Annotated in this window: 30 protein-coding genes; all 30 read right to left on the bottom strand. The window is 45.6% G+C overall.

The window, feature by feature from the left end; all coding sequences use genetic code 11:
* Positions 1-13: 13 nt before the first annotated feature.
* Entirely contained in the window at positions 14-1153 is a 1140-nt protein-coding gene (locus tag BLR88_RS00955) for a protein-glutamate methylesterase/protein-glutamine glutaminase (protein WP_091259629.1), read from the bottom strand.
* Positions 1154-1175: 22 nt separating this feature from the next.
* Positions 1176-2057 (bottom strand): MinD/ParA family protein, encoded by an 882-nt coding sequence (locus tag BLR88_RS00950; RefSeq protein WP_057898424.1) that lies wholly within the window; start codon positions 2055-2057, stop codon positions 1176-1178.
* Positions 2054-3289 carry a flagellar biosynthesis protein FlhF gene (flhF, locus tag BLR88_RS00945; RefSeq protein WP_057898423.1) on the bottom strand — a complete coding sequence of 412 codons (1236 nt, stop codon included), beginning with the start codon at positions 3287-3289 and terminating at the stop codon, positions 2054-2056. The genes BLR88_RS00950 and flhF overlap by 4 nt, the downstream gene beginning before the upstream one ends.
* Positions 3289-5322 carry a flagellar biosynthesis protein FlhA gene (flhA, locus tag BLR88_RS00940; protein ID WP_057898422.1) on the bottom strand — a complete coding sequence of 678 codons (2034 nt, stop codon included), beginning with the start codon at positions 5320-5322 and terminating at the stop codon, positions 3289-3291. The genes flhF and flhA overlap by 1 nt, the downstream gene beginning before the upstream one ends.
* A gap of 22 nt (positions 5323-5344) precedes the next feature.
* Positions 5345-6433 carry a flagellar biosynthesis protein FlhB gene (gene flhB / locus BLR88_RS00935; protein WP_057898421.1) on the bottom strand — a complete coding sequence of 363 codons (1089 nt, stop codon included), beginning with the start codon at positions 6431-6433 and terminating at the stop codon, positions 5345-5347.
* The gene (gene fliR / locus BLR88_RS00930; protein ID WP_057898420.1) at positions 6430-7209 is read right to left on the bottom strand and encodes a flagellar biosynthetic protein FliR; all 780 of its coding nucleotides are present in this window, start codon (positions 7207-7209) and stop codon (positions 6430-6432) included. Before fliR ends, flhB begins: the two co-directional genes overlap by 4 nt.
* 7 nt (positions 7210-7216) lie before the next feature.
* Positions 7217-7486, bottom strand: a complete 270-nt coding sequence (gene fliQ / locus BLR88_RS00925) for a flagellar biosynthesis protein FliQ (RefSeq protein WP_057898419.1) — start codon at positions 7484-7486, stop codon at positions 7217-7219.
* Between the two features lie 16 nt (positions 7487-7502).
* Positions 7503-8249 carry a flagellar type III secretion system pore protein FliP gene (gene fliP / locus BLR88_RS00920; RefSeq protein WP_082706168.1) on the bottom strand — a complete coding sequence of 249 codons (747 nt, stop codon included), beginning with the start codon at positions 8247-8249 and terminating at the stop codon, positions 7503-7505.
* A 5-nt stretch (positions 8250-8254) separates the two neighbouring features.
* Positions 8255-8767, bottom strand: a complete 513-nt coding sequence (locus tag BLR88_RS00915) for a flagellar biosynthetic protein FliO (RefSeq protein ID WP_091259625.1) — start codon at positions 8765-8767, stop codon at positions 8255-8257.
* 42 nt (positions 8768-8809) lie between these two features.
* On the bottom strand, positions 8810-9175 hold the full coding sequence (locus BLR88_RS00910) for a response regulator (protein WP_057898417.1): 366 nt from the start codon (positions 9173-9175) through the stop codon (positions 8810-8812).
* Positions 9176-9205: 30 nt separating this feature from the next.
* Positions 9206-10465 (bottom strand): flagellar motor switch phosphatase FliY, encoded by a 1260-nt coding sequence (gene fliY / locus BLR88_RS00905; protein ID WP_057898416.1) that lies wholly within the window; start codon positions 10463-10465, stop codon positions 9206-9208.
* Entirely contained in the window at positions 10458-11453 is a 996-nt protein-coding gene (gene fliM / locus BLR88_RS00900) for a flagellar motor switch protein FliM (RefSeq protein ID WP_057898415.1), read from the bottom strand. Before fliM ends, fliY begins: the two co-directional genes overlap by 8 nt.
* 68 nt (positions 11454-11521) lie before the next feature.
* Positions 11522-11974 (bottom strand): flagellar basal body-associated FliL family protein, encoded by a 453-nt coding sequence (locus BLR88_RS00895; protein WP_057898414.1) that lies wholly within the window; start codon positions 11972-11974, stop codon positions 11522-11524.
* A complete protein-coding gene (locus tag BLR88_RS00890) occupies positions 11967-12206 on the bottom strand; it encodes a flagellar FlbD family protein (RefSeq protein WP_057898413.1) in 240 nt (79 codons plus the stop codon). Before BLR88_RS00890 ends, BLR88_RS00895 begins: the two co-directional genes overlap by 8 nt.
* 60 nt (positions 12207-12266) lie before the next feature.
* Positions 12267-13151, bottom strand: coding sequence for a flagellar hook-basal body complex protein (locus tag BLR88_RS00885; protein ID WP_091259624.1), 885 nt, complete (start codon positions 13149-13151; stop codon positions 12267-12269).
* 85 nt (positions 13152-13236) lie between these two features.
* Positions 13237-13620, bottom strand: coding sequence for a TIGR02530 family flagellar biosynthesis protein (locus BLR88_RS00880; protein ID WP_057898411.1), 384 nt, complete (start codon positions 13618-13620; stop codon positions 13237-13239).
* Positions 13617-14201 carry a flagellar hook assembly protein FlgD gene (gene flgD, locus BLR88_RS00875; RefSeq protein ID WP_057898410.1) on the bottom strand — a complete coding sequence of 195 codons (585 nt, stop codon included), beginning with the start codon at positions 14199-14201 and terminating at the stop codon, positions 13617-13619. The genes BLR88_RS00880 and flgD overlap by 4 nt, the downstream gene beginning before the upstream one ends.
* 28 nt (positions 14202-14229) lie before the next feature.
* Entirely contained in the window at positions 14230-15573 is a 1344-nt protein-coding gene (locus BLR88_RS00870) for a flagellar hook-length control protein FliK (RefSeq protein ID WP_057898409.1), read from the bottom strand.
* 62 nt (positions 15574-15635) lie between these two features.
* The gene (locus BLR88_RS00865; protein ID WP_057898408.1) at positions 15636-16523 is read right to left on the bottom strand and encodes a MotE family protein; all 888 of its coding nucleotides are present in this window, start codon (positions 16521-16523) and stop codon (positions 15636-15638) included.
* A 10-nt stretch (positions 16524-16533) separates the two neighbouring features.
* A complete protein-coding gene (fliJ, locus tag BLR88_RS00860; RefSeq protein WP_057898407.1) occupies positions 16534-16983 on the bottom strand; it encodes a flagellar export protein FliJ in 450 nt (149 codons plus the stop codon).
* Positions 16984-16996: 13 nt separating this feature from the next.
* Entirely contained in the window at positions 16997-18310 is a 1314-nt protein-coding gene (gene fliI, locus BLR88_RS00855; protein ID WP_057898406.1) for a flagellar protein export ATPase FliI, read from the bottom strand.
* Between the two features lie 2 nt (positions 18311-18312).
* Positions 18313-19110 carry a FliH/SctL family protein gene (locus BLR88_RS00850; RefSeq protein WP_057898405.1) on the bottom strand — a complete coding sequence of 266 codons (798 nt, stop codon included), beginning with the start codon at positions 19108-19110 and terminating at the stop codon, positions 18313-18315.
* Positions 19103-20116: a flagellar motor switch protein FliG gene (gene fliG / locus BLR88_RS00845; protein WP_057898404.1), complete on the bottom strand. Its 1014-nt coding sequence runs from the start codon at positions 20114-20116 to the stop codon at positions 19103-19105. The genes BLR88_RS00850 and fliG overlap by 8 nt, the downstream gene beginning before the upstream one ends.
* Before the next feature lie 15 nt (positions 20117-20131).
* Positions 20132-21715, bottom strand: a complete 1584-nt coding sequence (fliF, locus tag BLR88_RS00840) for a flagellar basal-body MS-ring/collar protein FliF (protein WP_057898403.1) — start codon at positions 21713-21715, stop codon at positions 20132-20134.
* A 41-nt stretch (positions 21716-21756) separates the two neighbouring features.
* The gene (fliE, locus tag BLR88_RS00835) at positions 21757-22062 is read right to left on the bottom strand and encodes a flagellar hook-basal body complex protein FliE (protein WP_057898402.1); all 306 of its coding nucleotides are present in this window, start codon (positions 22060-22062) and stop codon (positions 21757-21759) included.
* A gap of 11 nt (positions 22063-22073) precedes the next feature.
* A complete protein-coding gene (flgC, locus tag BLR88_RS00830; RefSeq protein ID WP_057898401.1) occupies positions 22074-22535 on the bottom strand; it encodes a flagellar basal body rod protein FlgC in 462 nt (153 codons plus the stop codon).
* The gene (gene flgB / locus BLR88_RS00825; protein ID WP_057898400.1) at positions 22535-22945 is read right to left on the bottom strand and encodes a flagellar basal body rod protein FlgB; all 411 of its coding nucleotides are present in this window, start codon (positions 22943-22945) and stop codon (positions 22535-22537) included. The genes flgC and flgB overlap by 1 nt, the downstream gene beginning before the upstream one ends.
* A 196-nt stretch (positions 22946-23141) precedes the next feature.
* The gene (gene codY, locus BLR88_RS00820; RefSeq protein WP_057898399.1) at positions 23142-23921 is read right to left on the bottom strand and encodes a GTP-sensing pleiotropic transcriptional regulator CodY; all 780 of its coding nucleotides are present in this window, start codon (positions 23919-23921) and stop codon (positions 23142-23144) included.
* A 23-nt stretch (positions 23922-23944) separates the two neighbouring features.
* A complete protein-coding gene (hslU, locus tag BLR88_RS00815) occupies positions 23945-25369 on the bottom strand; it encodes an ATP-dependent protease ATPase subunit HslU (protein ID WP_057898398.1) in 1425 nt (474 codons plus the stop codon).
* Positions 25362-25910, bottom strand: coding sequence for an ATP-dependent protease subunit HslV (hslV, locus tag BLR88_RS00810; RefSeq protein WP_057898397.1), 549 nt, complete (start codon positions 25908-25910; stop codon positions 25362-25364). Before hslV ends, hslU begins: the two co-directional genes overlap by 8 nt.
* Positions 25911-25926: the final 16 nt, after the last annotated feature.

Raw genomic sequence — 25926 nt, 5'->3', positions numbered from 1 at the left:
ACCATCCCCCTCCCTAACTGCTTAAACACCGCATAAGCTGGACAGAAATTTCATGAAGCGGCGCTACAATGTCAACCGTTCCAGCTCGAATGGCAGCCCTTGGCATACCAAATACGACGCATGTTGATTCATCCTGAGCAATCACAGTACAGTTTCCAGTTTCTTTTAACTTTTTTAACCCTGCTGTACCATCGCTTCCCATTCCCGTCATAATAATGGCGTATTTAGCGGGATGATGGATGCGTGCAATGGATTCAAACAACATATCAACAGAAGGTCTGTGTCCTCCACGCGGCTGTGATTGGTTCAGCGATATGTACAGCTCTCCATCAGTACGTTGCCTGATTTCCATATGATAGTTTCCAGGCGCGATGTACGCGTGACCTTCCTTAAGAACCTGATTATCTTCCGCTTCTGTTACCTCAATTTCACACAACGAGTTCAGACGCTGGGCCAACGACTTTGTAAAACCAGGGGGCATATGCTGGACGATTACCACCGCTCCTCTAAAATCGCGGGGAAAATCACGCAATAGCACCTGAAGCGCTTTTGGCCCTCCTGTAGAAGTACCGATCGCTACCAAATTATGCACATTTCTTCTTCCATCTTCTGCATGCCATATTTTTTTCTCGTTGTCGTCTCGAACCGTTTCTTTTTCAGCTAAGACAGAACCCGGATGGTGCTGACCGCCTGACCGAAGCAAGGGGGACACACGAAGCGGCGCTATTTCACTCTTAATAAGCCGGGAAACTTTTACACCCGCTGCCTCTTTCACCTTCTGTACAATCTCTGCGCCTATCTTGTGCAGATCAAGGGAAATGGCTCCAGACGGCTTAGAAATAAAGTCAACCGCTCCCATTTCAAGGGCGCGAATGGTTTCACTTGTCCCGTGCTGTGTAAGGCTGCTCAACATGACAACCGGAAGAGGAGAAACTTTCATAATTTGCTCAAGCGCCTCAATCCCACTCATCACCGGCATTTCCACATCTAACGTGATCACGTCAGGCGACAACTTTTTTACCAACTCGATGGCCTCCAAGCCATTGCGCCCTTTTCCCACTACTTGAATATCGGGATCTCCCGCAAGCAAATCGCTGATTATTTTTCTCATAAAAGCTGAGTCATCGACAACGACAGCTCGAATTGGATACACTGCATGCTCCCTCCCTTCTGCTTTATTTCCATAACACCCGTAGCCGTGAAATAAACCCTTTCATCCCTTCTGTGTTTGCCTCTTTGCCACCCGTAAGATATGCTTCTGTCAAGTTTCGAATGCAGTTCGCCGCTTTGCTTCGAGGGTAAGCAAGACAAAAAGGCTGCTGCTTTTTTACCGCTTTTGAAACATGAACATCGTCGTATATAAAGCCAAGCATGTTCATTTCTAAATTTAGAAATTCCCGGGCTACAAGCACTAATTTTTCTCCAGTCACTTTCCCTTCTTTCCCGCCTACCGCACGATTAACCACAATGTTGAAGCGAATATCATACTTTTGGCTATGCGCCATTTTAACCAAAGCATAAGCATCTGTTATGGCAGTCGGTTCAGGAGTCGTGACCAGGATCACTTCATCCGCAGCGAGCAAAAAGCGAAGCGTGTCTTTGGACATACCTGCACTCGTGTCTAAAATAATTGTATCAGCATATCCGTGCAAATGGGTTAATTGTTCGAAAAAATAATGTAATTTTATCTCGTCAAGCTCAAAAATTTGCGAGAGTCCCGATCCGCCAGCAACAAATTCTAGGTCATTAGGCCCTCTTTCAATAATATCCCAAATAGAGAGCCTCTTGTCTATTAAATCGACAATATTTCTTCGGGTCGAAATACCCATTAACACATCAATATTAGCGAACCCTACGTCCATATCAAAAAGCACAACTTTTTGCCCTTTTTGCTGTAAACACAAAGCAAAGTTAAGGGAAACATTCGATTTTCCCACTCCGCCCTTTCCGCTTGTTACCGCAATCACCCTTGTTTTTGCCGTTTTGGAAGAATAGCTTGAGGACGCGGCTGAGCGTACGCTAAGTTTCTCCCTTAAGCGCTGTGCCTGATCACTCATTCGCATAACTCTCCCAAAAGCATGGTCGCCACTTTTTCCGGGGTTGCGATTTCAATGTCATCAGGTACATTTTGTCCTGTCGTAAAATAAGAAAGAGCGAGTTTGTACTTTACCACCAAATTCAGGATCGAGCCATACGTTCCTGTCTCATCGATTTTCGTAAAAATCACCTTGTCAATCCGCGTTTCTTTAAAACTTTCAACAACAGTTTCCAGATCGCCATGTTTAGCAGTCAGGCTCAACACAAGAAACGTTTCGCTCGGCAAAGGGGACTGTAAAAGCTTGTTAATTTCATCTACATACTCTTTATTACGGTAATTGCGTCCTGCGGTATCCATAAATAGTAAATCACACCCGGCAAGACGCTCCACACTAGTAGCTAGCTCTTCCGGTGAATAAACGACTTTAAGCGGCACATTTAAAATATTGGCGTATGTTTTCAATTGCTCCACAGCCGCCATCCGATACGTATCAGATGTGAGCATTCCAATCCTTTTTTTGTCCCGAAGTACACTTTCCGCGGCCAGCTTCGCCAGTGTCGTCGTTTTTCCCACTCCGGTCGGTCCGACAACATTCACAAATGCAGTCGTATCTCGGAGCGGTCCATGGGCGGAATTGGCTTCCCTTACTATATCAATAATCGTTTCTTTTACTTTTTGGCGCACCTGCCGTTCATCTTGCAACTTTTCCAGTTCCAATTCTTTTATTACTTTTTCGAAAATCAAGCCTACGATATCTTGCGCAACATCTTGACCTATCAGGCGTTGACGAATAGGAAGAAAGGGCTTAGGAAGCGAAGCTCCGGCTGTATCCGCCATCACAAGTTTCCACAGCATGCTTCGCATCTCGTCCAACTCCCGCGAAACGCGGTTTTCCTGCTCCTCTTTTTTCCGATCATGGTTTGATGCGCTTTGCGTCCGAAAAGCCGCCGTTTGAAGAATAGCGGAAAATGGCGCTTTTTCTCCTGTTTCTTCTTTTGTTGCTGGAACGGGCGTAGAAAGCCTGGAATGTTTCGAGGGCGACAACATTGTTTTTTGGGAACGCTCGGCCCCCTTTTCTTCCTCTGGCTCGATAGCGGCGATCACTTCAAGCTGTCGCTTGCGAAACATACCTAAAAACCCACCTGTTTTGATGGGTTTTGTAGTAAGAATGACCGCGTCTTTGCCCAAATCGCTTCGGATTTGCTGTAGCGCTTCTGCCATCGAATTAACAACATATTTTTTTACGCGCATTAGATGCTCACCACCCCTACGCTTTGAATTTCAATTTGCGGCTCCAATTCGTTATAAGATAAAACAGGGACTTCCGGCATCATTCGCTCCACCAATTGGCGCAAATACATGCGAATGGCCGGCGAAGTTAAAATAATCGGCTGCTGACCCATTTGGAGCATACGGTTTACCTGTTCGGATAAAGCGTTAAAAATCCGTTGCGACGTATCTGGATCAATCGCCATATAGTTCCCCTGCTCCGTCTGCTGGATAGAATCAGAAATCGCTTTTTCCAAACTTGGACCCGCGGTAATGACTTGCAGGGGTTCACCCGGGTTAGCAAATTGTAGCGTAATTTGCCGCGAAAGTGCCTGACGTACATATTCCGTTAACAGATCTGTATCTTTCGTATATGTACCGTAATCTGCCAGTGTTTCGAGAATGGTCGGCAAATTGCGAATCGAGATCTTCTCTTTCAGCAGCTTTTGCAGTACTTTTTGTACATCTCCAACCCCCATAATGTTCGGGATTAGCTCTTCTACCAAAGCAGGGGCGGTCTCACGCACATTGTCAATTAACGCCTTCGTTTCCTGACGGTTCAGCAGTTCGTGCGCATACCGCTTAATGATCTCGGTAAGATGCGTAGCTACTACAGAAGGTGGATCAACCACCGTATAACCGGCCATTTCCGCGCGCTCTTTTACTTCTTCCGTTACCCAAAGAGCCGGCAATCCAAAGGCTGGCTCAACCGTTTCAATTCCGACAACGGATTCGTCATCAATCCCAGGGCTCATTGCCAAATAGTGGTCAAGCATAATCTCGCCGCGTGCTACCTGATTCCCCTTTATCTTAATCACATACTCGTTCGGGCGTAGCTGGATATTGTCGCGAATGCGAATAACAGGCACGACAAGACCGAGTTCAAGCGCACATTGCCGGCGAATCATAATGACCCGGTCAAGCAAATCCCCTCCCTGATTCGCATCAGCAAGCGGAATCAGCCCGTAACCAAATTCAAACTCAATCGGGTCGATATAGAGCAGGCTCACCACGCTTTCCGGACTGCGCACATCTTCCATATCCGCCTCTTCCGGCACAGACTCGAGTTCGATTTCTTTTGCTCTTATGCTTTTTTGCAGGCGAAATCCGCCAAATGCAAGCACCCCTGCCACCGGAAACGTGCGCAACACGCCAATCGGTGTAAAGATTCCCATCAAAGCGACAGTGGCCGCTACCACATACAATAATCGCGGATAAGAAAGCATTTGCTTCATTAGATCATCGCCGATATTATCCTCCGATGCCGCACGGGTTACGATAATCCCTGTCGCGGTGGATAACAGCAAAGCGGGGATTTGACTCACCAAGCCGTCACCAACCGAAAGCAAGGTAAAGGTTTTGGCTGCTTCGGCAAAATCCATCCCATGAATAACCATCCCTATGACAAGTCCGCCGATAATATTGATAATAAAAATAACAATGCCGGCAATCGCATCACCTTTGACAAATTTGGTCGCACCGTCCATCGCGCCGAAAAATTCGGACTCCTGACTGATTTTCTTCCGTCTCGCCTGCGCTTCCGCGTCCGATATCGCACCAGCGTTCAAGTCAGCGTCAATGGCCATCTGTTTTCCGGGCATCGCGTCAAGCGTAAAACGGGCCGCCACTTCAGCGACACGCTCCGAGCCCTTCGTGATAACCATGAAATTAATCAATGTTAAAATTAAGAAAACGACAAAGCCGACAATTGCATTCCCGCTGATCACAAACGAGCCGAAAGCCTCAATGACATTTCCCGCTTCCCCTAGCGATAAGATGTTACGCGTTGACGAAACGTTTAACGCCAAACGAAAAATCGTCGTAATCAGCAACAAGGACGGGAAGATCGAAAATTGAACGGGCTCATTAGTGTTCATTGCCACCAAAAGAATCGTTAGAGACAATGAAAGATTAATGATTAAAAGAAAGTCGAGGAGAGGATTCGGCATGGGAATAACAAGCATAATAACGACGCAGATAACAAATCCCATAACAAGTAAATCCTTGCGATTCATCTTTTTCTCCCCCTTTCATTCCTTAAATTTTTCCTTTTACTCTGTAGACGTAAGCCAAAATCTCAGCTACCGCCTGAAACAATTCTTCAGGAATTTGCTGGTTGATTTCTACTTGCGCGTACAATGCGCGCGCAAGCGGCTTGTTTTCTATTGTCACAACTTCGTGCCGTTCAGCAATCTCTTTTATTCGCAACGCAACAAAATCCTGTCCTTTCGCCACCACAGTCGGCGCCTGCATTGTGGTTCCATCATACTTAAGCGCCACTGCAAAGTGCGTCGGGTTCGTGATTACGACGTCAGCGTTTGGCACCTCCTGCATCATGCGCCGCATAGCCATTTCACGTTGCTTCTGTTTAATCTTTCCTTTAATTTGCGGGTCGCCTTCTATCATTTTGTGCTCATCTTTAATATCCTGCTTGGACATGCGAAGCTGCTTTTCGTATTGGAATTTTTGATACATATAATCAAGGATGGATAAAACAACGAGCAACCCGGCGACCATAAATCCCATCTGCAGTGTAAGCTTTCCTACAACGGTCAGCATGTCCCCTACGGATTTAGTCGCCAGCGTCAATAATTCCTCTTTGCCAGCCCACAGTACCAGCCATACTGCTATTCCAACAAACACGACCTTTAGAATGGATTTGATTAAATTAACCAGAGCCTGCAACGAAAAAATTCTTTTTGCTCCTTTAATCGGGTCAAGCTTATCCAGCTTCAGTTGCAAAGGCTTTGTGGTAAACAATAAACCAAACTGAAGATAATTCGCAAAAAAAGCAATGGCCATGGAAATCAAAAAAATCGGCCAGACCATCAGCGCAGCTTGGTATACCATCTCCGTCATTAATTTTTCCGTTGTTTCTTCAGTAAGTTCAAATAACAAATACCTATTAAAAAAAGCTTGAAAAAATTGATAGATTCTATCTCCCATGCTCTTGCCCATAAAGAGTAAAAACAAAAACAAACTGAACAGAACAAGGGCGGCAGGCACTTCCTGACTTTTGGCAACCTGTCCTTCTTCTCTCGCTTTCTTCCGTCTATGCGGCGTTGCTTTCTCGGTTTTTTCCCCTGAAAAAAACTGCAAGTCTACCTGAAAGCGAATCGTGTTCATGGAACTGCCCCCATTATTTCGATCATGCGTGCCATTGCGGAAAACAATACTTCCAGAAGGCGGGTCATAACAAAAAAGTAACCCGGAAAAACAACAACCAGAATCAGAAAGCCTGCGAGAATTTTGACCGGCATCCCCACTACAAAAATATTCATTTGCGGCACCGTTTTCGCCATGATGCCAAGCGCAAGATCAATGACAAACAAAGAGCTTACCAACGGTGCGGCCAGCAACATTCCCGACATGAACATATATGAAAACTTCTCGATCAAAAACGTGGACAATGTCCCATCACTCATCCCGCTAAACCAACGATCCAGCGGCACAACTTGATAGCTTGACAGTACACCTTGAATTAATAAATGGTGACCATTTGCCGATAAAATAAATAACATCGTAAGAATGTACTTAAAGTTTCCCATCAATGGTGCTTGTGTTCCCGTTAGCGGATCAACGACCGACGCCATTGCCAATCCCAGCATCATATCAATAATGGAACCCGCTACCTGGACGGCAGCCAGAAACAAGGCTGCAAGAAATCCAAGCAATAGGCCGGTTAGCACTTCTTTTATAACAAGATATACATAAGTCCAGTCAACCGGAATCACATGATTCGCTTTCACAAGCGGAAAAGCGATAAAAGCAATAAAAAAAGAAAGACCAATTTTGAATACGGCCGGAATGCTTCTTGTCGAAAAAATAGGTGCTGTTACAAAGAAAGCAGTAAGCCGAACGAATACAAGCAAAAACGCAGGCAACAACTCTAGCAATTGCATACTTTCGTTATCCTATAAATTTGTAGAGGTTCGATAGTATATTTGAGGTGAATTCCAGAATATGACTCAGTATCCACGGTCCAAAAATAACGAGTGCAATGAGTGTAGCGACAATTTTCGGGGCGAATGCCAGCGTCGCTTCCTGAATGGATGTTGTAGCCTGGAATATGCTAATAATGAGCCCGGCAATCAGCGCCACACCTACAAGAGGCGCACTTGTTAGCAGAACCGTAAATACAGCTTTTTGCGCAAGTGAAATAATAAACTCCTGTGACATATCCTATCCCTTCACCTCATTGAAAACTTAGTAACAGCGATTTTACGACAAGGTACCAACCGTCGACCAAAATAAACAATAGAATTTTAAAAGGAAGTGAAATCATAACTGGTGGAAGCATCATCATTCCCATGGCCATCAATACGCTCGCTACAACCATGTCGATCACGAGAAATGGGATGAATATCATAAATCCCATTTGCATCGCGGTTTTCAATTCGCTAATCGCATAGGCCGGCACCAGAGCAGTTAAAGGAATGTCTTTTACCGTTTTTGGCTTTGGGGACTTCACATAATCAAGAAAAAGCTTTAAATCTTTTTCTCTTGTATGTTTCACCATAAAATTTTTAAAGGGAAGTACCGCCCGTTCAATCGCCTGCTCCTGAGTAATTTGCTTTTTGAAATATGGTTGCAACGCCTGGCTATTCACCTGGGAAAACGTCGGCGCCATAATAAAAAACGTTAAAAACAGAGCAAGCCCAATTAATACTTGTGTCGGTGGCGCCTGCTGCGTGGACAGCGCCGTTCTAGTAAAGGAAAGCACGATCACGATTCTCGTAAAGCAAGTCATCATGACAAGAATAGAAGGAGCGATCGACAGAACAGTAAATAATAAGAGAATTTGCAATGTCAGCGATACATCTTCCGGTTTGTCAGATGCTCCTATCTTAATATCCAGCCCGGGAATCGATACCTGAGCGGCGGCGCTATGTTCGGGAAGAAAAAATATAAAGAGCGTAGCCAGACTCACAAATATACCCATTCTTTTCATTTCTCTTCTCCCTTTTCCTTCTCCCCATTATTGAACAATTCTTTTTCCATAGATTCCCGCCGCTGTCTTGCCTCTTTTACCTTCATTTGAAACATACTTTCAAAGGCTTCTCCTGTGCCAGCCTTCTTTCTGAACCATCGATTCACCAGCTCTCCCATAAATACAGGGTTCGATGCCGATGCTCCCCGCACTTCCAGAAGATCAAGAAGTTCATTCACTTCATCAGGGTCATCGATATAGCGCAGCAAATGAACGTTTTCTCCCACGCCTACGATATAAAGCGTCGTCCCTATTTGCACAATTTGCAGCGACTTCTGCGACCCAAGCAAACAGCCGCCCAGCATGCGAATTCCCGTTCTTCCAAACAAAGCGTTTGAACGCTTGCTAACAAAGCGAAGCAAAAAATAAATAACCGCAATGATTAACGCCAGTGCAATGATCGTTTGCAGCAACAAAGCAAACATCGAAGTCGACTCCTGCGCCGTCGTCCCCATTTCATCCAGTTTCATTGGTCGTATCCTTTCCCTTTAGAAACACTTCTTCAACATCATCTATGATCCCAACGTTTTCTTAATTGCCTCAATGACGCGATCCGCCTGAAACGGCTTTACGATAAAGTCTTTGGCCCCAGATTGAATCGCGTCAATAACCATAGCCTGCTGCCCCATTGCTGAACACATAATCACTTTAGCATCCGGATTGATTTTCTTAATTTCTTTAAGCGCTGTAATTCCATCCATCTCCGGCATGGTAATATCCATCGTTACGAGATCAGGAGATAATTCTTTGTACTTTTCAACGGCCTGTGCACCATCGCTTGCTTCCCCCACCACGTCGTACCCGTTCTTCGTCAAAATCTCCTTGATCATCATGCGCATAAAAGCTGCGTCATCCACAATGAGTATACGATTGCTCATAATGTAATTTCCTCCTTAAAATATAGATTTTTATTGCAAGTTTTGAATACGATCCCACTGGCTGATAATATCGGTCACGCGCACACCAAAATTCTCATCAATTACAACAACTTCGCCCTTAGCGATCAGCTTGTTATTTACAAGAATGTCCACCGGTTCTCCGGCAAGCTTATCTAATTCAATAATCGAACCAGGCGACAAATCTAAAATCTCCCTAATCTGTTTTTTCGTTCTTCCTAACTCCACTGTAACTTTAAGCGGAACATCCATAAGTATTCCTAGATTTTGTGGATTTCCCTGCTGGGAGAATCCTGTGTCAAACGAAGCAAACTGTACCGGTTGCACATTCGCCGGCGGCGTCTGCTTTCCTCCATAAGCCGGCTGTTGTGGCGGCTGTTGATACCCAGGTTGCTGCGGATAAGGCATTCCTCCCGGACGGCTTTGCGCTGAAGCAGGGGGCTGTGGTGGATAAGGGGTATTCATTCCATAACCTCCTGAAGCTTGAGCGGTCGTTTCGGCGTATGCCGACGCCGGCGAAGAAGTCGGCTGCTGGCTTTCTGGCGCCGATTCCGATGCCGCTGTCGTTGTTTCGTTCCCCATATTGCCCAGCAACGTCGAGACAAGAGAACGGGCAAACGGAACAGGAATCAACTGCATAATATTCGAATCAATTAATTGCCCGACTTTTAGCCGAAAAGAAACTTTTATGAGAATATCATCATCAGGAACATTTTCCACTCCCTTGCCGCGCGGCAAATCCATCATATCAATGCCCGGCGGGGAGATGTTTACAAGCTTATTAAAAACCGTCGACATGGACGTAGCAGCTGAACCCATCATCTGGTTCATCGCTTCTTGTACAGCGCTCAAATGAATGTCCGACAATTCCTCTGGCGGGGAACTTCCATCTCCGCCCATCATCAAATCAGCGATCACTTTCGCGTCTTCCGTACGGATCACAAGCAAGTTAATCCCTTGAAACCCTTCTGTATATTCAACATGTACAGCCACATAAGGTCGCGGAAACTCCGTCTGAATTTCATCGCGCCGGATAATGTCGACTCTTGGGGTCGTAATGTCTGTCACCTGCCCGAGCAAATTGGACAGGGCGGTGGCGGCGCTACCAAACGTGATATTTCCTATCTCACCGAGAGCGTCCTGTTCTAACGGTGTCAAAACTTCATTAATATCCAACGCATCGCTCTCGTTGTCATCATCCATTTCATCTTCTAAATGATTCTGCCGCAGCAAGGCGTCAATCTCCTCCTGAGATAACATTTCCCTACTCATCGTCTTCCACCTCTTCCTCCAACACGTTTTCAATCATTACCGCCACGCGGCCTCTCGATGTTCCCGGTCGCGCGAGATATTTTACCTTCTGCCCGATCCGAACTCTAATTTTATCTTCCGTACGTTGTTCCAACTGAATGACATCCCCAATTGCTAAATTCAAAAATTCACCCACGGAAATGACGGAAGTTCCAAGTTCTGCGATAAGAGGAAGTTTCGCTTTCCGCACTCTTTCTTCAAGAACTTGTTTTTCGACTTCATTGCGCGCTTTTTTCTGCGTGGACAGCCAGTAATGGGCCGAAAGCTTGACCATCAACGGTTCAAGCACGACATGCGGCAAACAAAGGTTAATCATCCCCGTCGTTTCCCCAATCTTCGTGCTAAAAGAAATGACGGCCACCGTTTCGTTTGGAGAAACAATTTGCATGAACTGCGGATTCATTTCAAGAAACTCCAATTCCGGTTCAAGTTCAATCACATCTTTCCATGCTTCCGCAAAATTACATAGCGCCCGACTAAACATCCGCTCCATAATAATGGTCTCGATTTCGGTCAGCGCGCCGAGCTTATTAGGAGCCGCTCCCTGACCGCCCAGCAGGCGTTCCAGCATAGCATAGGCGATATTCGGATTTACTTCCATGACCATTCGTCCCTCTAACGGTTCAGCTTCAAAGATATTCAGAATCGTCATTTTCGGAATGGAACGAATGAATTCTTCATAAGGAAGCTGGTCAACAGACGCAACACTTATTTGGACAAATGTTCGCAGCTGTGCCGAAAAATAAGTGGTAAGCAGTCTGGCATAGTTTTCATGAATGCGTGTCAACGTGCGGATCTGATCTTTTGAAAAGCGAAGCGCACGTTTAAAATCATACGATTTTATTTTTCGCTCCGCTTCTTCTTTTTTTAGATCTTCCGCGTTCATTTCTCCGGAAGAAATCGCTGCGAGCAAAGCATCTATCTCTGCCTGGGACAATACCTCTGTCATAAGTGTCACCCCCTTCTCCTCATCTGGTAGGCACGAAACGAATAGTATAAATCATCGTTATATACATTTTATACATCAACAATTCGATGAGTGGTTATTACATTGACTACTTTTCCTTCCTCCAAAAGCTGATTCAGTTCTTTCTTAATAGCCTCTTCCACTTTCTTCATTCCGGCCGGCCCCTGAATTTCTTCCGGCTTCATGGAGGAAAGGGTTTTTAAAATGATATGTATTACCTGCGGCTTACGAAGCTCCAGTTCATGCTTCGTTTTTTCATTTTGCGCCTGGATGGCAAATTTCGCGAGAATTAAGTCACCTGTGAGCAGGTTCGTACGGATTTCTTCCGTTTCCAGCGTGGCTTTCTCGAATTCCTCAGCGCTAACTTTTGCTTCAACCTGCTGAATCTGCATAGCCGATTCAGGTTTTTTGTAAGTCTGCCACAGGATAAAGCTGACGACAACGATAAGTGTGATCGACATCAAAATAATTAGCGTTATACTCAGCAGTCTGCTGTTAGCCATTCTCCATCCCCCCTTTTTCGATTTCTGTATGCTGTATGATGCTTGCTTTTATGGCATTGATGTCTCTGTAAAATTCTTTAAGAGTGTGAATGACCTCAGGAATCGACTCTCTAATCACGAACTTTTTGCCATTGATAAGCGTGATCATTGTGTCCGGCGTCGCTTCCAAACTTTCAATAAGCAAAGCATTGAGCACATACTCTTTTCCGTTTAACCGGGTCAAACGAATCATATCGCTCCCTCCACATAAAACAGGGGAGGAGCGGCCCTCCCCTGCTGCATCATCGTCGTTTTATCGTTTTAAATTTACGAGTTCTTCCAAGATCGAATCTGACGTAGTAATGATTCGGGAGTTCGACTGGAAGCCACGCTGTGCCACGATCATCTCGGTGAATTCCTCGGCCAAGTCAACGTTGGACATTTCAAGTTGGCCAGCAATTAAAACTCCACGCCCTGATGTTCCCGGCAAACCTACCAAATCAGTAAAATTCTTTTTGGTATCTGCTGCCGGCGCCCACTTATACATTGAATTCCCGATTTTTTCAAGGCCGCTAGGGTTTGTGATATAAGCAATTCCTATTTTTTTATCATCAGGTTTTTCATGATCAGAACTCGAATTCGTTATAGTGGTTCCGTCTGATTTTTGAATAGAAACCGTTATCGTACCATCCTGACCAATCGAATAAGATTTGATATTGTCGGTACCTGCCGTTCCTCTACCTATATCATAAAGATTAATCTTGCTTCCACTCTTACTTAAAACGTACTGTCCGTTTGTTGTAACTAAATCACCTTTTGCATCAACGATAAAGTTTCCGGCACGCGTAAAATTGAAATCATTCGTTCCTGTTCCTACCACAAAAAAGCCGTTTCCTTGAATAGCAATATCCGAAGGCAATCCTGTGGTCATAGGTGCACCTTGCGTATGAAGTACATCGATTGAAGATATGGTAGCGCCCAGCCCGATTTGTTTTGGATTTACCCCTCCTACAGGCGGTGTTCCAGAAGGATTAGGTGCTGTTCCACCTGCTAACGTTTGGCTCAAAATATCCTGAAACATTACACGGCTCTTTTTAAAACCTACAGTGTTTACATTGGAAACATTATTTCCGATAACATCCAGCTTATTTTGGAAATTGCGCATCCCGCTAATACCCGAATACATGGAACGTAACATGTCTTTTACCTCCTTTATTTCGTGCGCCGCGTCAATCGCTCGGCGGCGCAGGGCTTCCCACTAAAGGTCCGGCCCTTTATCATTTTTATAAAATAATTGCGCTGTCAATGTTGGTAAACACGCTTTCCTGCATCGAGTCCCCGTCAACCGCCGTGATTACTTTTTTGTGTGGAACACTTACAATGTATGCCACATTGTTCATCAGTACGAGCGACTCTTTTGCCCCTTTGTTCTGCGCCTTTTCTACCGCGCCTGCCAGTCTGGCGATTTCTTCGCCGCTCAGCGTAATTCCGCGCTCCTCCAGTCGCTTGCGCGCATGATTCGAAAAATCGATCTCGGCTGTTGCTTCCGTCAGCTTCTGCTGCATAACCGCATCAAACGAAGTCCCGGTGTTCGACTGTTTCGGTTTTGCAACAGCATGCGTAAACGGCTGCGGATAAAAGATGTGCCCGGCTTTAATCCTGTTCATCGTCCTGCACCTTCATTCGTTTGCCGCTGTTCTCCGCTGCCATTTCCTTCTGTCTCTTTGGTCCGGCTTTCATTTTGGCCACCTGAACCCTCAGACAAACGTTGCGACTCCTGTTCTGCGGCCGGGGCGGCTTGCATCTCCACCGTCTCTACCACACCAACATCAATTTTTGAGCCGTCCGCCAATACGAGCTGCACTTTGCCATCCTTGAAACTAATCGCCTTGACAGTGCCTTCTTTCGGCGTTTCTTTTATTACTTCATTGCCATTTTCGTCCGATTCCTTTACGTGTTCTGTCCACGTGACTTTCTTGCCAATCATACTGGACAAACCATTCAAACTTTGCACTTCCATGAACCTTGTAAACATATCGTTCAGATTGACCATCTGTTCCAGCATACTGAATTGGGCCATCTGTGCGATAAACTCTCTGTCCTGCAACGGTTGGGTCGGGTCCTGATGCGTCAACTGGGTAACCAGCAAACGCAAGAAATCTTCTTTTCCCAGCGATGATTGTTCCTCGAATGTTTTTGGTTTCGCTCCATATGAAGTACGGTAATGAGTGGCATCGATAACCGTCATCTTTTTCCCTCCCTTCTTGTGCGTTTCACTACGCTTCAGTCAACATCTCCGCTCGTTCTTCTAGCAGTTCTTCTAAGTTAAAAACAGCTTCGTCAGACGTTTCTTCCTTTGGCTGCTCATGTTCCTGGCGCCCGGAACCCCCTTCTTTTTCCTGATCTAACGTACGGTTATCTGATTCGCTTGATGTGACCGAAACATGATTGACCTCTATTTTTTCCACCTGAAGCCCCTGCTGAATGAGCGCCTGTCGCAACTGGTGCAGCTGCTGTTCAATCGCTTCTTTGCCGGCGGAAGTAGCAGCCGTAAATTGTGCGGTAATTGCGCCATTTAATGCCGTAATCTTCACGTCAACTCGGCCCAAATTTTCAGGGAAGAGACGAAGCGTCGTTTCCATCGCGCCCGTACCCTGGTTCAACCGCATATGCTTCACGATATACACTTCCATCTCATTCGCGAAAAATCTTGCAGGAACAAGTGGCACATGCGCATTTCGGTTGCTAAAAACAACGCTTGCTTCTGCTTTTCCTGCTGCAGCTGTTCCCTGCATTTGGTGGTGCATAGCTTTCGTAAGCGTGCCTTCTTCCAGCGCAAATCCAGACTCCCGTTTACCGGAACCAGCCTCCGATTGTATTCCCGTACCTGGCACGTTTTGCTCACTATTGCTTCCAGCATTCAACATGCCCGCCACTTTCTGCTCACTACTGCTTCCAGCATTCAACATGCTCGCCACTTTTTGCCCGCTATCGCTTCCAGCATTCAACGCCCCTATTCCATTCATGTTTCCAGAACGTACCGTCGCAACTTCACCGCTTTGTTCTTTCAGAAACAAAAGCGCTGCTTTTAGTCTGGTTATCAGTTCTGGCGGTAAAACATTCCCTTTTGTCTCTCCTATTCCATCAAGTACATTCTGTGTTTTTTGTACCATCAAAGAAAGCTCCTGAACCTTCTCTCTGCTTCCGAATGGAATGAGATTAGGAAATTGTTTCCAGGCTGCTTCAGCTTGCGCGACACCAAGCAGATCGCTTCGGCGCTGCGTTTGTCCGGTTATCTGCTGCAATTGCTGCAATAATACATAAAGCTGCTGCAACGCCGCGAATATTTCCTGTGTTGCTTCACTGCTGTCCGTTTCTTTTGTCTTTTGAACCTGCTCTTCAATAACGGTTACCAGCTTTTCAATTTGCGCAACTACTTCCGACACCGCATTTTGCTTTTCTTCTGCACCATCTGATAAAGGTTGCAAAAAGAGCGCGCTTAACGCTGTTTGCATTTCGCTCGCAAATAAACCGGAAACACTGCCCATATTGTTTGTTTTAGCAGCGCTCGGCACGTTTTTAGTAAAAAAGCTAATTCTATTTATTAGAATATCATCCATTTATTTCATTCACCCCCTTTCTAGCAAAAATACATGTATTCAGATGTATTTCTTCTTTACTATCAATATGTCAACAGCTTTTGACTAATTTTTGCGGCCACGGCTGCACCGTTCGGATTCTCTGCCAGCTTTGATAAAATTTGGCCGCGCTGCTCGGCATTCATCTGGCTCAAAACGAGCACCGCTCTTTTTTCATCCGCTTTAAACAGCTTTTCTACTAAATCAGCTGCGCTTGCCGGTTGCATGCTTGAAATAGAAGAAGCCAATTCACGCACAGAAGCGTTATATTTAAGTTCCAAAAGCTGCTGTTGTATGGCACTCGGTTCAGCCAAGTCCTCAGGTGATGCTTCTTTTAGCAACAATGATAAGTCGGCTGCTTTTTTCGGATCCATCTTCGCCATAATGGCTGAACGTTCTTCCGCCTTCATGGTCAAAAGAAGTTGGGCCGCCTCCTCCGGCGCCATTTTTTCTAGTATCGGCGCTGCTTTTCCCGCAGACATTGACGTATAAATCTTGGCGAGATTCTTTATTTTCTTTTGCTCTTCTTCAGTCGCTTTTTTTTCTGCCGCTTTCGTCGCCTCTTGGTGCTTCTGCGCTTGCTGCAGCACCTGGTCCATTTTTTGCTTCTCTAATTCAGCTTTTCTTTTTAAGTCTGCAATTTCTCTTTCTTTCGCCTCAAGTTTAATTTCCAGTTCGCTAATTTTGCTATCTTTTTCATCCGCTTTATTCCCGTCTTCTGCTGGGGCAGATGAATCAACGGCAGCATCAGGGATCACTTTTTCCAGAACGGGAACTTTGTTCAACTCTTTCGCCAGTATGCCCATAACGTTATAACCAAACATCTGGGCAATCACAGCCGAAAGCACAAGAGTAAATAATAGCGGAATAAAAATAATGTAAAAAAACCATTCCAGTTTGCTATATTTCCGTTCTTCTGCCATTTCTTCCATAAAAACACCCCTAGCGCGGATTCACTTTTTGCCTATAATAACGAGCGACCGCCATTTCATCTAACTCTTTTTGCTCCGCCTGCCGCGTCTCCGCTTTATATCTTTCGAAAACATGATCTTTCAGTTTTTCCCATACTTTATGCTCTATCGCCCGCTCAGACAGAATAAACTGTTTTGCTTCCACTTCTTTTTCCGCCTGTGCCTTTGACTCATTTGCCTGTATAATGAGACGCTGCAAGTGCCCAATATACTCATAATTTATTTTCAATTCCGCAAGAGATATGTTTTTGCCCTGCTGCATTATACGTCGTTCCATCTCCTGTTTGTTTTTTTCAAGAGAAACAAGGCGCTGCTGCTCTTTTTGTAACAGTTGCACAGATTTACTGTAATCCATCTGCGCTTGTTCCTTCTCCTTTTCTTTCATATTCAGGATTTTTTGAAATGTATAAGTAAACGCCATGATAACCACCCGCTTACTTTGGAATAAAGTCAGTCATCAGCTGACGAATCGCTTCCTCCAAATTCGAATGTTCTTCTATACCTTGTCCGGTATACCGCATAATTGCGTCTTTATAACGGATGGCCTGATCAATGTCCCTGTTCGCACCGCTTTTGTATGCGCCAATATTAATTAAATCTTCGGCGTCTCGATATACTGCCAATAAGCGTTTCAATTCATTGGCTGCAGCGTAGTGTTCAGGCGTGACAATTTCTTTCATCACCCGGCTTACGCTCGCCAACACATCAATCGCAGGATAATGACCAGTATGAGCAATACGGCGGCTTAAAACGATATGACCATCGAGAATCCCCCGCGTAGAATCGGCAATCGGATCATTCATGTCGTCGCCCTCTACAAGTACGGTATAAAAGGCCGTAATCGAACCTTTATCTGATGTGCCTGCCCGCTCTAACAAGCGCGGCAACAAAGCAAAAACCGACGGCGTATATCCCTTTGTTGTCGGAGGTTCTCCAATCGCCAGTCCTACTTCGCGTTGCGCCATCGCGAACCGCGTCACCGAATCCATCATCATCATGACATTTAATCCCTGATCCCGAAAATATTCGGCAATTGCTGTCGTCAGCAAAGCCCCTTTAATGCGGATAAGCGCTGGTTGGTCGGATGTGGCGACCACGACGACTGAACGTTTTAATCCCTCTTTTCCCAAATCGCGTTCAATAAAATCCGCCACCTCACGTCCCCGCTCACCGATCAATCCAATTACGCTTACATCCGCTTCCGTATTTCTCGCAATCATGCTAAGAAGCGTACTTTTTCCAACGCCGCTCCCCGCGAAAATACCAATACGTTGCCCTTTACCAACTGTCAGTAAGCCATCAATAGCTCGTACCCCTACCGAAAGGGGTTCGCAAATCCGTGGGCGCGAAAGCGGATTGGGCGGCTGATTGTCAACCGGGTATTCGACCATCGCATTGGACAGTTGTCCTCCATTCATTAACTTGCCTGTCCCATCCAGCACTTGCCCGAGCAATTCCATACCTACTCGAACCGTTAACGGCTTTCCGGTAGCCACAACATCGCATCCAGGGCCAATCGCCCCTAATTCTCCCAATGGCATGAGCAATACTTTATTATCTTTAAATCCGACAACCTCAGCAGGAACAGGGGCCGGAGAAGATTCAGGATAAATATTGCATATTTCCCCTATTTTTACATTTGGCCCCATAGACTCTACCGTCAAACCGATCACTTGTGAAACTTTTCCGTTAACACGAATCGGATTTACTCTCTGTAACACATCCAAATACTTGTTAAGCTGCAGCATGATTACGACTCGCTTTCATTTCCGATCGTTTCTAGGAGCGCTTTTTTTATTTCTTCTAATTGCGTGTCCACCCGCGCATCCACACTTCCCATTGTAGTCCGAATCACTGCTCCACCGTCGGAGATTGACCCATCAGGCACGATGGTTACTTCTACTTGGCTGTCCAAAACCTCAAGCAGCTTTGCACGATTTTCCTGAACGTACGGGTAAACATCCGGGCTTACCGCCACAACCATTGATTTGTACTCTTTGGTATGGGATAGTGCCTTGTGAATAAGAGCGAGTACATTATCCTTATCCATCTCAAGATGCTCCCCGATCACTTTCCGGGCAATGGCCAGCGTCAAATTAAGCACAAAAGGTTCAGCTTCCGCTATCATTTTTCGCTTAACAGCAGGCGCCTCTTCAAGAATTGCGGCTGCTCGCCGAAGCATTTCCGCATATTCCTCGTAAATAAGGCGACGGCCTTCTTCTTTGCCTAGCTCAATTCCCTGTGCAAAACCTTCTTGCTGAATATGTGTGCGAATTTCTTCATCTTCCTGCCGTTTGGCGGCCCACCATGCATCAATGTCTCGCCGGGCTTCCTCTATGAGCTCCTTTGCCTGTTGCTTCGCTTCTTTAATGATGCAAGTTGCCTTTGCTTCCGCTTCTCTTACGATTTCGTCCCCCTGCGGGGTTGAATATTCTTGAATTGTAACGGCTGAATCATGGTGCGGTTTGTTTTCTTTCCGGTACGGCAACTCAATTACTTTCTTATTTTCGGCAGTAAGGTAGAAAGAAGATTTTATTACTCTAGACAATAATCTCATCTCCTCCGCCGCGGGCGATGATAATTTCGCCGGCTTCTTCTAAGCGACGAATGATTGCCACAATACGCGTCTGCGCTTCCTCCACATCACGCAAGCGAACAGGCCCCATATATTCCATCTCTTCTTTGAACGTATCCGCCATTCGCTTGGACATATTGCGAAATACGACGTTCCGCACTTCCTCATTTGCAACTTTAAGCGCAAGCATAAGATCGGAATTATCCACATCATGAATGACGCGCTGAATGGAACGGTCATCAAGCGAAACAATATCTTCGAATACGAACATTCTCTTTTTGATTTCTTCTGCAAGCTCCGGGTCTTGAATTTCCAATGCATCCAAAATGATGCGTTCCGTACTGCGATCCACATTGTTCAGCATATTGACCACAGATTCAATACCTCCTGCCTGCGTATAGTCCTGCACAACCGTAGAGGACAACTTCTGCTCCAGCACGCTTTCTACCTGACTAATCACTTCGGGAGATGTACTTTCCATAAGCGCAATCCGCCGCGCCACTTCCGCTTGCATCTCCTGCGACAACGCGGAAAGAATAGCAGCAGACTGTTCAGGTTCAAGATAGGAAAGAATAAGCGCAATGGTTTGCGGATGTTCATTTTGAATAAAATTCAAAATTTGCGCAGGGTCGGCTTTACGCGCAAAATCAAAGGGACGAATTTGCAAATGCGCTGTCAACCGTTGAATAATATCGTGCGCTTTTTGCTGACCTAACGCTTTTTCCAGAATTTCTTTCGCGTAACTAATACCACCCTGAGAGATGTATTCTTGAGCTACACAAATCTGATGAAATTCTGTTAACACCGATTCTTTCTCCGAGCTGTCCACTTTTCGCACGTTTGCAATTTCAAGAGTTAATTGTTCAATCTCCTCTTCACGCAAATGTTTAAAAACCTGAGCGGAAACTTCAGGCCCAAGCGATATCAAAAGGATAGCCGCTTTCTGTCTCCCGCTCCATTCTCTCGGCGCACGTGCCATTTACATCCCTCACTCCTATTCCTCTACTAACCAAGTGCGCAACAAATTAACAAACTCTTCCGGCTTCTCTTTGGCAAGCTTTTCAAGCTGCTTGCGCACAATCACGTCCTCCCCATCTTCGGCCTGCTGCAGATCCGGAATTTCAAACGATCGTTGCTCTAATTCCTCTGCTTCCACTGCAGCCGCGTTTCTTCGTCTGCGCATGACTATGAATACCACGACAGCTCCTATTACCAAAAGCCCAATGCCGCTTGCAAGCAAAATGGTGAGCCAATTATTTTTCTCTGACGCCACTTCCGGCTTACCGTTAAACGCCTGGGCAAACACTTTCACCCGTTGATCAATCTGCTCCTGCGTAAGCTGAGTGCCCTGAGACGATAGAGAAGCACGTACGACATTCCCAATAATTTGTTGAATTTCCTCCTGCACCTGCGGCGTTAAACTCGCCGGGTCGTTTGGATTTGGGGGCTCTACTCCGACACTAATGGAAATGTCTTCAATTTTATACGGCTGACCAACAATATTTTGCTTAATCCGGTTGACTTCCCGGTTTACACGTTCTTCCATCTTTTCATATTCGCTGCCTTCTCCACCTGTGGCTCCTGCATAACCCGGAATCTGTGTCTCTCCGGTTCCGGCGGTACCTCCGGCCGGGACACCTTTACCCGAGTACGTTTCCTGGATTTTTTCTGCACTAATAATAATTCCTTCATTGTTTTCCTTGTCCACAGGCTCCACCAATTGTTCTTCGCGCTGTATCTTATCAAAATTCAACTTTACATATGTATATACAAATACTTTATCGCGCCCAAGAATGGTGCCTAACATATTTTGTAAGTTTTTCTGGATATCATTTTCAATATCCTTTTTGATTTTGCGCTGTTGCTCATACTGGGTAAGAGCAAACGCATCGCCTTCATCTTCCATCATCTCTAGCATTTCGCTATACTGGTTCATAATGACGATATTTTCTTTTGGTAGATTCGGCACGCTTTTAGAAACAAGATTATACAACGCGTTAATCTGCGGCTGCGTAAGCGATTTGCCCGGTTCTACCTGAACCACGATAGAAGCGGTCGCTTTAGCCCCGTCTTCGCGGACAAACACCGTTTCTTCCGGCATCGTCAAAATGACTTTGGCATCGCTCACACCGTCGACCGTTTTCAACAAATCCGCAAGCTGGTTTTGCATCGCGTCGCGCTCTACAACATCGAATTGGCGATCGGTCATTCCCATGCCAATATTCTGGCTAAAAATATCAAGCCGGACTCCTTCGCCTTTCGGAACCCCTTTGGCCGTCAAATCAGCCGCCAGATTGTATTTGTCTTTTTCAGGGACAAGCACACGATTGCCTTCAATTTTATATTTACCGCTGTATCCCATCGCATCCAGTTCCGTCTTGATCTGCGCCACGTCCACTTCCGTCAAGTTTCCGCCGAACAGCGGCACATAATTCGGTCTGGAGGCTATATAAATTGCTAACGTTGCCGATATAATAAGAAAAGCGGTAATTGCGCCTAGCATTATTTTTTGTTTCTTTGAAAGGCGGCCTGAAAACTCTATGATTTTCTCCCGCCATTGCTGCAATTTCTCGTTCATCCTCCACCCCGCCAATTACCTTCATAAATTACTAACTAGTGCTAGATTTGCATTCTCATTATTTCCTGGTAGGCTTCTACCACTTTGTTACGAAGCTGCATCGTCAGTTCAAGTGCGATGCCTGACTTTTGCGAGGCGATCATGACCTGGTGTAAATCTTGGATCTGCCCTGCGGCCAGCCCTTGGTTCATTTTCTCGCTTGCTTTCTGAAGTGCATTCACTTCATGGAGCGCATTTTTCAAATAAGAAGCAAACGATGTTGTGACTTCATAAGGCGTAGGGGCACCTGTTGGCACTTTATCTTGAACGGAAATTGACGGCAGCTCTGCTCCAATTCTCTCTACCATATTCCCTCTCCTTACTTACTAATCTCCAGTGCTTTCATCGCCATCGCTTTCGCGGCGTTAATCGCGGTTACATTTGATTCATACGCCCTTGTCGTAGACATCAAATCGATCATCTCTTTTAACATATCCACATTTGGAAGCGCCACATATCCTCTTTCATCCGCATCCGGATGGGTCGGATCATACATCATTTTCGGAGGCGTTCGATCCTCTACGATGCGTGTAACCCGCACACCGTTTATCGGCATCGGCCCGGTCCGTCCCACAGCCGCTTGCAAAAAATTTTCGAAACTAGAAGCGCCTGTTTTTGGTTCGATAATAGCCATTTTTCTTTTGTAGGGCTCCCACCGTCCATTTACGTATTCTCCGCGCGTCGTATTCGCGTTCGCAATGTTGCTGGATATGATATCCATTCTCAGACGGTTTGCCGTTAATGCGGAAGCGCTCGTATCAAAACTGCCAAATAGTGTCACTATGCCTTCCCTCCTATTACCGCTCTCAGTTTTGTAAACTGTCCAGCAGTCTGTTGGACTAAGGCGTTATACCAAAGCTGGTTTTTCGCCAAATTCGTCATTTCAAAGTCCAAATCGACATTATTCGCTGTATTTTGCATAGGTCCAATAGAAGAGTCGATTTGAAGTCGGGGGCGAACGTCCATCAAAGAAGATGTGCCAAAAGCAATATGTTTTTTATCCGTCCTGTATGCAGAAAAAGTAGTCTCCGTTCTTGAAAGCGCCCTTTGCAGCTCACTTTCAAAGGTCACTGACTGTGATTTATAATAAGGAGTATCCACGTTCGCAATATTGTTACTAATGGCCTTTTGACGCATGGTCGCAGCGTCCAGTGCTTTTTCCAAAATTGTCAATGTCTGTGTCATAAGCATCTTTCTTCCCCTCCCTCTTGCCATAAATTGGGTCAAATATCCCCCGTAATATTCTATAGAAAAGGATAAAAATATTGCCAATTCGACAAAATATAACATATACAGGTAACAACTTTAATATTAGCAGATTGTCTAAAATGAACAAGGCCCTATCCGAAAGATAGGGCCTTTTTACCAGACGAAAGTCTTATCTGTTTTACGAAGTTTTTAATTTTTCAAGTTCAGGTAAAAGCTTTTCATTTAAGATTTTAATATAGGTACCTTTCATACCGAGGGAACGTGATTCGATAACGCCGGCGCTTTCCAATTTGCGCAACGCGTTTACGATAACGGAGCGTGTAATGCCTACACGATCGGCAATTTTACTTGCAACCAGCAATCCTTCTTTTGCATCCAATTCCTCAAAGATATGCTCCACCGCTTCTAGCTCACTGTAAGATAGAGAGCCGATAGCCATTTGCACAACCGCCTTGCTTCGAGCTTCCTGCTCGATTTCTTCAGCACGCTCCCGCAAAATTTCCATGCCTACTACAGTCGCACCCACTTCGGCCAGCACAAGATCGTCATCCGTAAATTTCTCGTTCAAGCGTGCCAGAACAAGCGTTCCGAGGCGATCCCCCCCGCCGATAACCGGAACGATGGTTGTTAACCCTTTCTTAAATAAATCTTTCATTTCTACCGGAAATGCAGTATACGGACTATCGATGTCAAGGTTAGCCGACGTTTCGTCAAGGCGCAGCAGCTGTGTGCTGTAATCACCTGGGAAACGACGTTCTTCAAGCATTTTGCGGATACGGTCATTGTCTACTTCCTGCGCGATAGCATAACCAAGAATTTTTCCTTTACGGCTAAGAACGAAAATGTTTGCTCCGATAATCTCGCTCATGACCTCTGCCATTTCCATAAAGTTTACCGGATGTCCTGCCGTTTTTTGTAACAAACGATTAATGCGACGAATTTTTGATAACAAATCCATTATTATACTTCCTCCTTCAAATTTTACAGAATATAGCGACTTAAGTCTCGATCTTCTACGATGTCTTTCAATTTTTCTCTCACATATTCCGGGGTAATCACAACTTTCTCTAGCGTAATATCAGAAGCTTCAAATGATAAATCCTCTAATAACTTTTCCATGATCGTATGCAGTCGTCTAGCCCCGATATTATCTGTGTTTTGATTCACCTCGGCTGCGAGTTTAGCAATCTCTTTAATAGCTTCGTCAGAAAATTCAACTTTTATTCCTTCTGTTTCCAATAAAGAGACATATTGTTTTATCAAAGCGTTTTTCGGTTCGGTTAAAATCTGGACAAAATCTTCTACCCGCAGGCTATCTAATTCCACACGAATCGGGAACCGTCCCTGAAGCTCCGGAATCAAGTCAGACGGCTTCGCCATATGAAACGCACCGGCGGCAATAAATAAAATGTAGTCGGTTTTCACCGGACCATATTTCGTCATTACCGTCGAACCTTCCACAATCGGCAGGATATCGCGCTGTACGCCTTCACGCGAAACCTGGGCAGAGTTGGTCTCTTTACCGGCAATTTTGTCTATCTCATCAATAAAGATGATCCCGCTCTGTTCCGCGCGTTCGATTGATTCTTGGATGACTTCATCCATATCAATCAATTTTTGTGCCTCCTGCATGATCAGCACTTTACGTGCTTCCCTTATGGGGAGTTTTCGCTTTTTCATTCTTTTGGGCAAGAGGCTTCCTAGCATCTCCTGCATATTGATACCCATTTGATCCATTCCTGAGCCTGAAAACATATCAAACATCGTCGGCGCCGTATCTTCTACTTCAATTTCTATGACGGTGTCCTCCAGCTGTCCCATCGCCAGTTGATGGGCTACTTGGCGCCGCTGTTGAGATACTGAAAGATCATCCGCATCGCCAGTTGCAGATTGGTACGTATTCTGGTTTCCCCCGAATAACATCTCCAACGGGTTTTTAAAAGATTTATTGGCGTGCTTGCCTGGAACGAGAATATGCACAATCCGTTCGTTCGCCATCGCTTCTGCTTTATCTTTCACCTGTTCGGTTTTCTCCGCTTTGACCATGCGTATAGCTGTCTCTACCAAATCTCGCACCATTGACTCGACATCGCGCCCCACATAGCCTACTTCCGTAAACTTTGTGGCTTCCACTTTAATAAACGGCGCTCCGGTTAACTTGGCAAGACGTCTTGCAATCTCCGTTTTACCCACCCCGGTCGGACCGATCATCAGAATGTTTTTCGGCACGATTTCGTCGCGGATTTCTTCCGGAAGCAAACTGCGGCGGTACCGGTTCCTTAAAGCGATCGCCACCGAGCGTTTCGCTTGCTTTTGTCCCACAATGAAATGATCAAGCTGTTCAACAATTTGTTTCGGGGTTAAACGTTCAGGGTTTTTCAAGGGCACAGCCTCCTCGTCATTCATGAATTTCTTCCACAACAAGGTTATGATTTGTATAGACGCAAATATCAGCTGCCGCCGTCAATGCCGCTGTTGCAATCTCTCGTGCGGTTAAATTCGGAGCGTGCTTTTTCAGCGCGCGGCCTGCCGCAAGCGCGTAATTGCCTCCCGAGCCGATAGCCAGAATCCCGTCATCTGGTTCAATGATTTCTCCAGTTCCCGAGATTAAAAGCATATGTTCCTTATCCATCACAATCATGAGCGCTTCCAGCTTGCGCAACACTTTGTCAAGCCGCCAGTCCTTCGCAAGCTCCACCGCCGCCCGCGGCAAATTGCCGTGGTGTTCATCGAGTTTGGCCTCAAACTTCTCAAAAAGCGTAATCGCGTCAGCAACAGAACCGGCAAATCCAGCCACAACTTGACCATGATAAAGGCGCCGCACTTTTTTGGCCGTTTGTTTCATAACCACAGCGTTGCCCATCGTTACTTGCCCGTCGCCAGCCATCGCTGCTCCTCCGTTATGACGCACGGCAAAAATGGTGGTGGCGTGAAAAGTCATATCCATTGACTTCCCTCCATAA

Origin of the sequence: Aneurinibacillus thermoaerophilus, from assembly GCF_900099925.1 — a bacterium.
Lineage (GTDB): Bacteria > Bacillota > Bacilli > Aneurinibacillales > Aneurinibacillaceae > Aneurinibacillus > Aneurinibacillus thermoaerophilus.
This window is presented reverse-complemented; position numbering and strand designations above follow the sequence as displayed.

What these genes read in the sequence shown, in the direction of transcription:
- BLR88_RS00950 (WP_057898424.1), bottom strand. Translation starts at nt 2,057, where the DNA reads ATGAGTGATCAGGCACAGCGCTTAAGGGAGAAACTTAGCGTACGCTCA.
- flhF (WP_057898423.1), bottom strand. Translation starts at nt 3,289, where the DNA reads ATGCGCGTAAAAAAATATGTTGTTAATTCGATGGCAGAAGCGCTACAG.
- flhA (WP_057898422.1), bottom strand. Translation starts at nt 5,322, where the DNA reads ATGAATCGCAAGGATTTACTTGTTATGGGATTTGTTATCTGCGTCGTT.
- flhB (WP_057898421.1), bottom strand. Translation starts at nt 6,433, where the DNA reads ATGAACACGATTCGCTTTCAGGTAGACTTGCAGTTTTTTTCAGGGGAA.
- fliR (WP_057898420.1), bottom strand. Translation starts at nt 7,209, where the DNA reads ATGCAATTGCTAGAGTTGTTGCCTGCGTTTTTGCTTGTATTCGTTCGG.
- fliQ (WP_057898419.1), bottom strand. Translation starts at nt 7,486, where the DNA reads ATGTCACAGGAGTTTATTATTTCACTTGCGCAAAAAGCTGTATTTACG.
- fliP (WP_082706168.1), bottom strand. Translation starts at nt 8,249, where the DNA reads ATGGGTATATTTGTGAGTCTGGCTACGCTCTTTATATTTTTTCTTCCC.
- BLR88_RS00915 (WP_091259625.1), bottom strand. Translation starts at nt 8,767, where the DNA reads ATGAAACTGGATGAAATGGGGACGACGGCGCAGGAGTCGACTTCGATG.
- BLR88_RS00910 (WP_057898417.1), bottom strand. Translation starts at nt 9,175, where the DNA reads ATGAGCAATCGTATACTCATTGTGGATGACGCAGCTTTTATGCGCATG.
- fliY (WP_057898416.1), bottom strand. Translation starts at nt 10,465, where the DNA reads ATGAGTAGGGAAATGTTATCTCAGGAGGAGATTGACGCCTTGCTGCGG.
- fliM (WP_057898415.1), bottom strand. Translation starts at nt 11,453, where the DNA reads ATGACAGAGGTATTGTCCCAGGCAGAGATAGATGCTTTGCTCGCAGCG.
- BLR88_RS00895 (WP_057898414.1), bottom strand. Translation starts at nt 11,974, where the DNA reads ATGGCTAACAGCAGACTGCTGAGTATAACGCTAATTATTTTGATGTCG.
- BLR88_RS00890 (WP_057898413.1), bottom strand. Translation starts at nt 12,206, where the DNA reads ATGATTCGTTTGACCCGGTTAAACGGAAAAGAGTATGTGCTCAATGCT.
- BLR88_RS00885 (WP_091259624.1), bottom strand. Translation starts at nt 13,151, where the DNA reads ATGTTACGTTCCATGTATTCGGGTATTAGCGGGATGCGCAATTTCCAA.
- BLR88_RS00880 (WP_057898411.1), bottom strand. Translation starts at nt 13,620, where the DNA reads ATGAACAGGATTAAAGCCGGGCACATCTTTTATCCGCAGCCGTTTACG.
- flgD (WP_057898410.1), bottom strand. Translation starts at nt 14,201, where the DNA reads ATGACGGTTATCGATGCCACTCATTACCGTACTTCATATGGAGCGAAA.
- BLR88_RS00870 (WP_057898409.1), bottom strand. Translation starts at nt 15,573, where the DNA reads ATGGATGATATTCTAATAAATAGAATTAGCTTTTTTACTAAAAACGTG.
- BLR88_RS00865 (WP_057898408.1), bottom strand. Translation starts at nt 16,523, where the DNA reads ATGGAAGAAATGGCAGAAGAACGGAAATATAGCAAACTGGAATGGTTT.
- fliJ (WP_057898407.1), bottom strand. Translation starts at nt 16,983, where the DNA reads ATGGCGTTTACTTATACATTTCAAAAAATCCTGAATATGAAAGAAAAG.
- fliI (WP_057898406.1), bottom strand. Translation starts at nt 18,310, where the DNA reads ATGCTGCAGCTTAACAAGTATTTGGATGTGTTACAGAGAGTAAATCCG.
- fliG (WP_057898404.1), bottom strand. Translation starts at nt 20,116, where the DNA reads ATGGCACGTGCGCCGAGAGAATGGAGCGGGAGACAGAAAGCGGCTATC.
- fliF (WP_057898403.1), bottom strand. Translation starts at nt 21,715, where the DNA reads ATGAACGAGAAATTGCAGCAATGGCGGGAGAAAATCATAGAGTTTTCA.
- fliE (WP_057898402.1), bottom strand. Translation starts at nt 22,062, where the DNA reads ATGGTAGAGAGAATTGGAGCAGAGCTGCCGTCAATTTCCGTTCAAGAT.
- flgB (WP_057898400.1), bottom strand. Translation starts at nt 22,945, where the DNA reads ATGCTTATGACACAGACATTGACAATTTTGGAAAAAGCACTGGACGCT.
- codY (WP_057898399.1), bottom strand. Translation starts at nt 23,921, where the DNA reads ATGGATTTGTTATCAAAAATTCGTCGCATTAATCGTTTGTTACAAAAA.
- hslU (WP_057898398.1), bottom strand. Translation starts at nt 25,369, where the DNA reads ATGAATGACGAGGAGGCTGTGCCCTTGAAAAACCCTGAACGTTTAACC.
- hslV (WP_057898397.1), bottom strand. Translation starts at nt 25,910, where the DNA reads ATGGATATGACTTTTCACGCCACCACCATTTTTGCCGTGCGTCATAAC.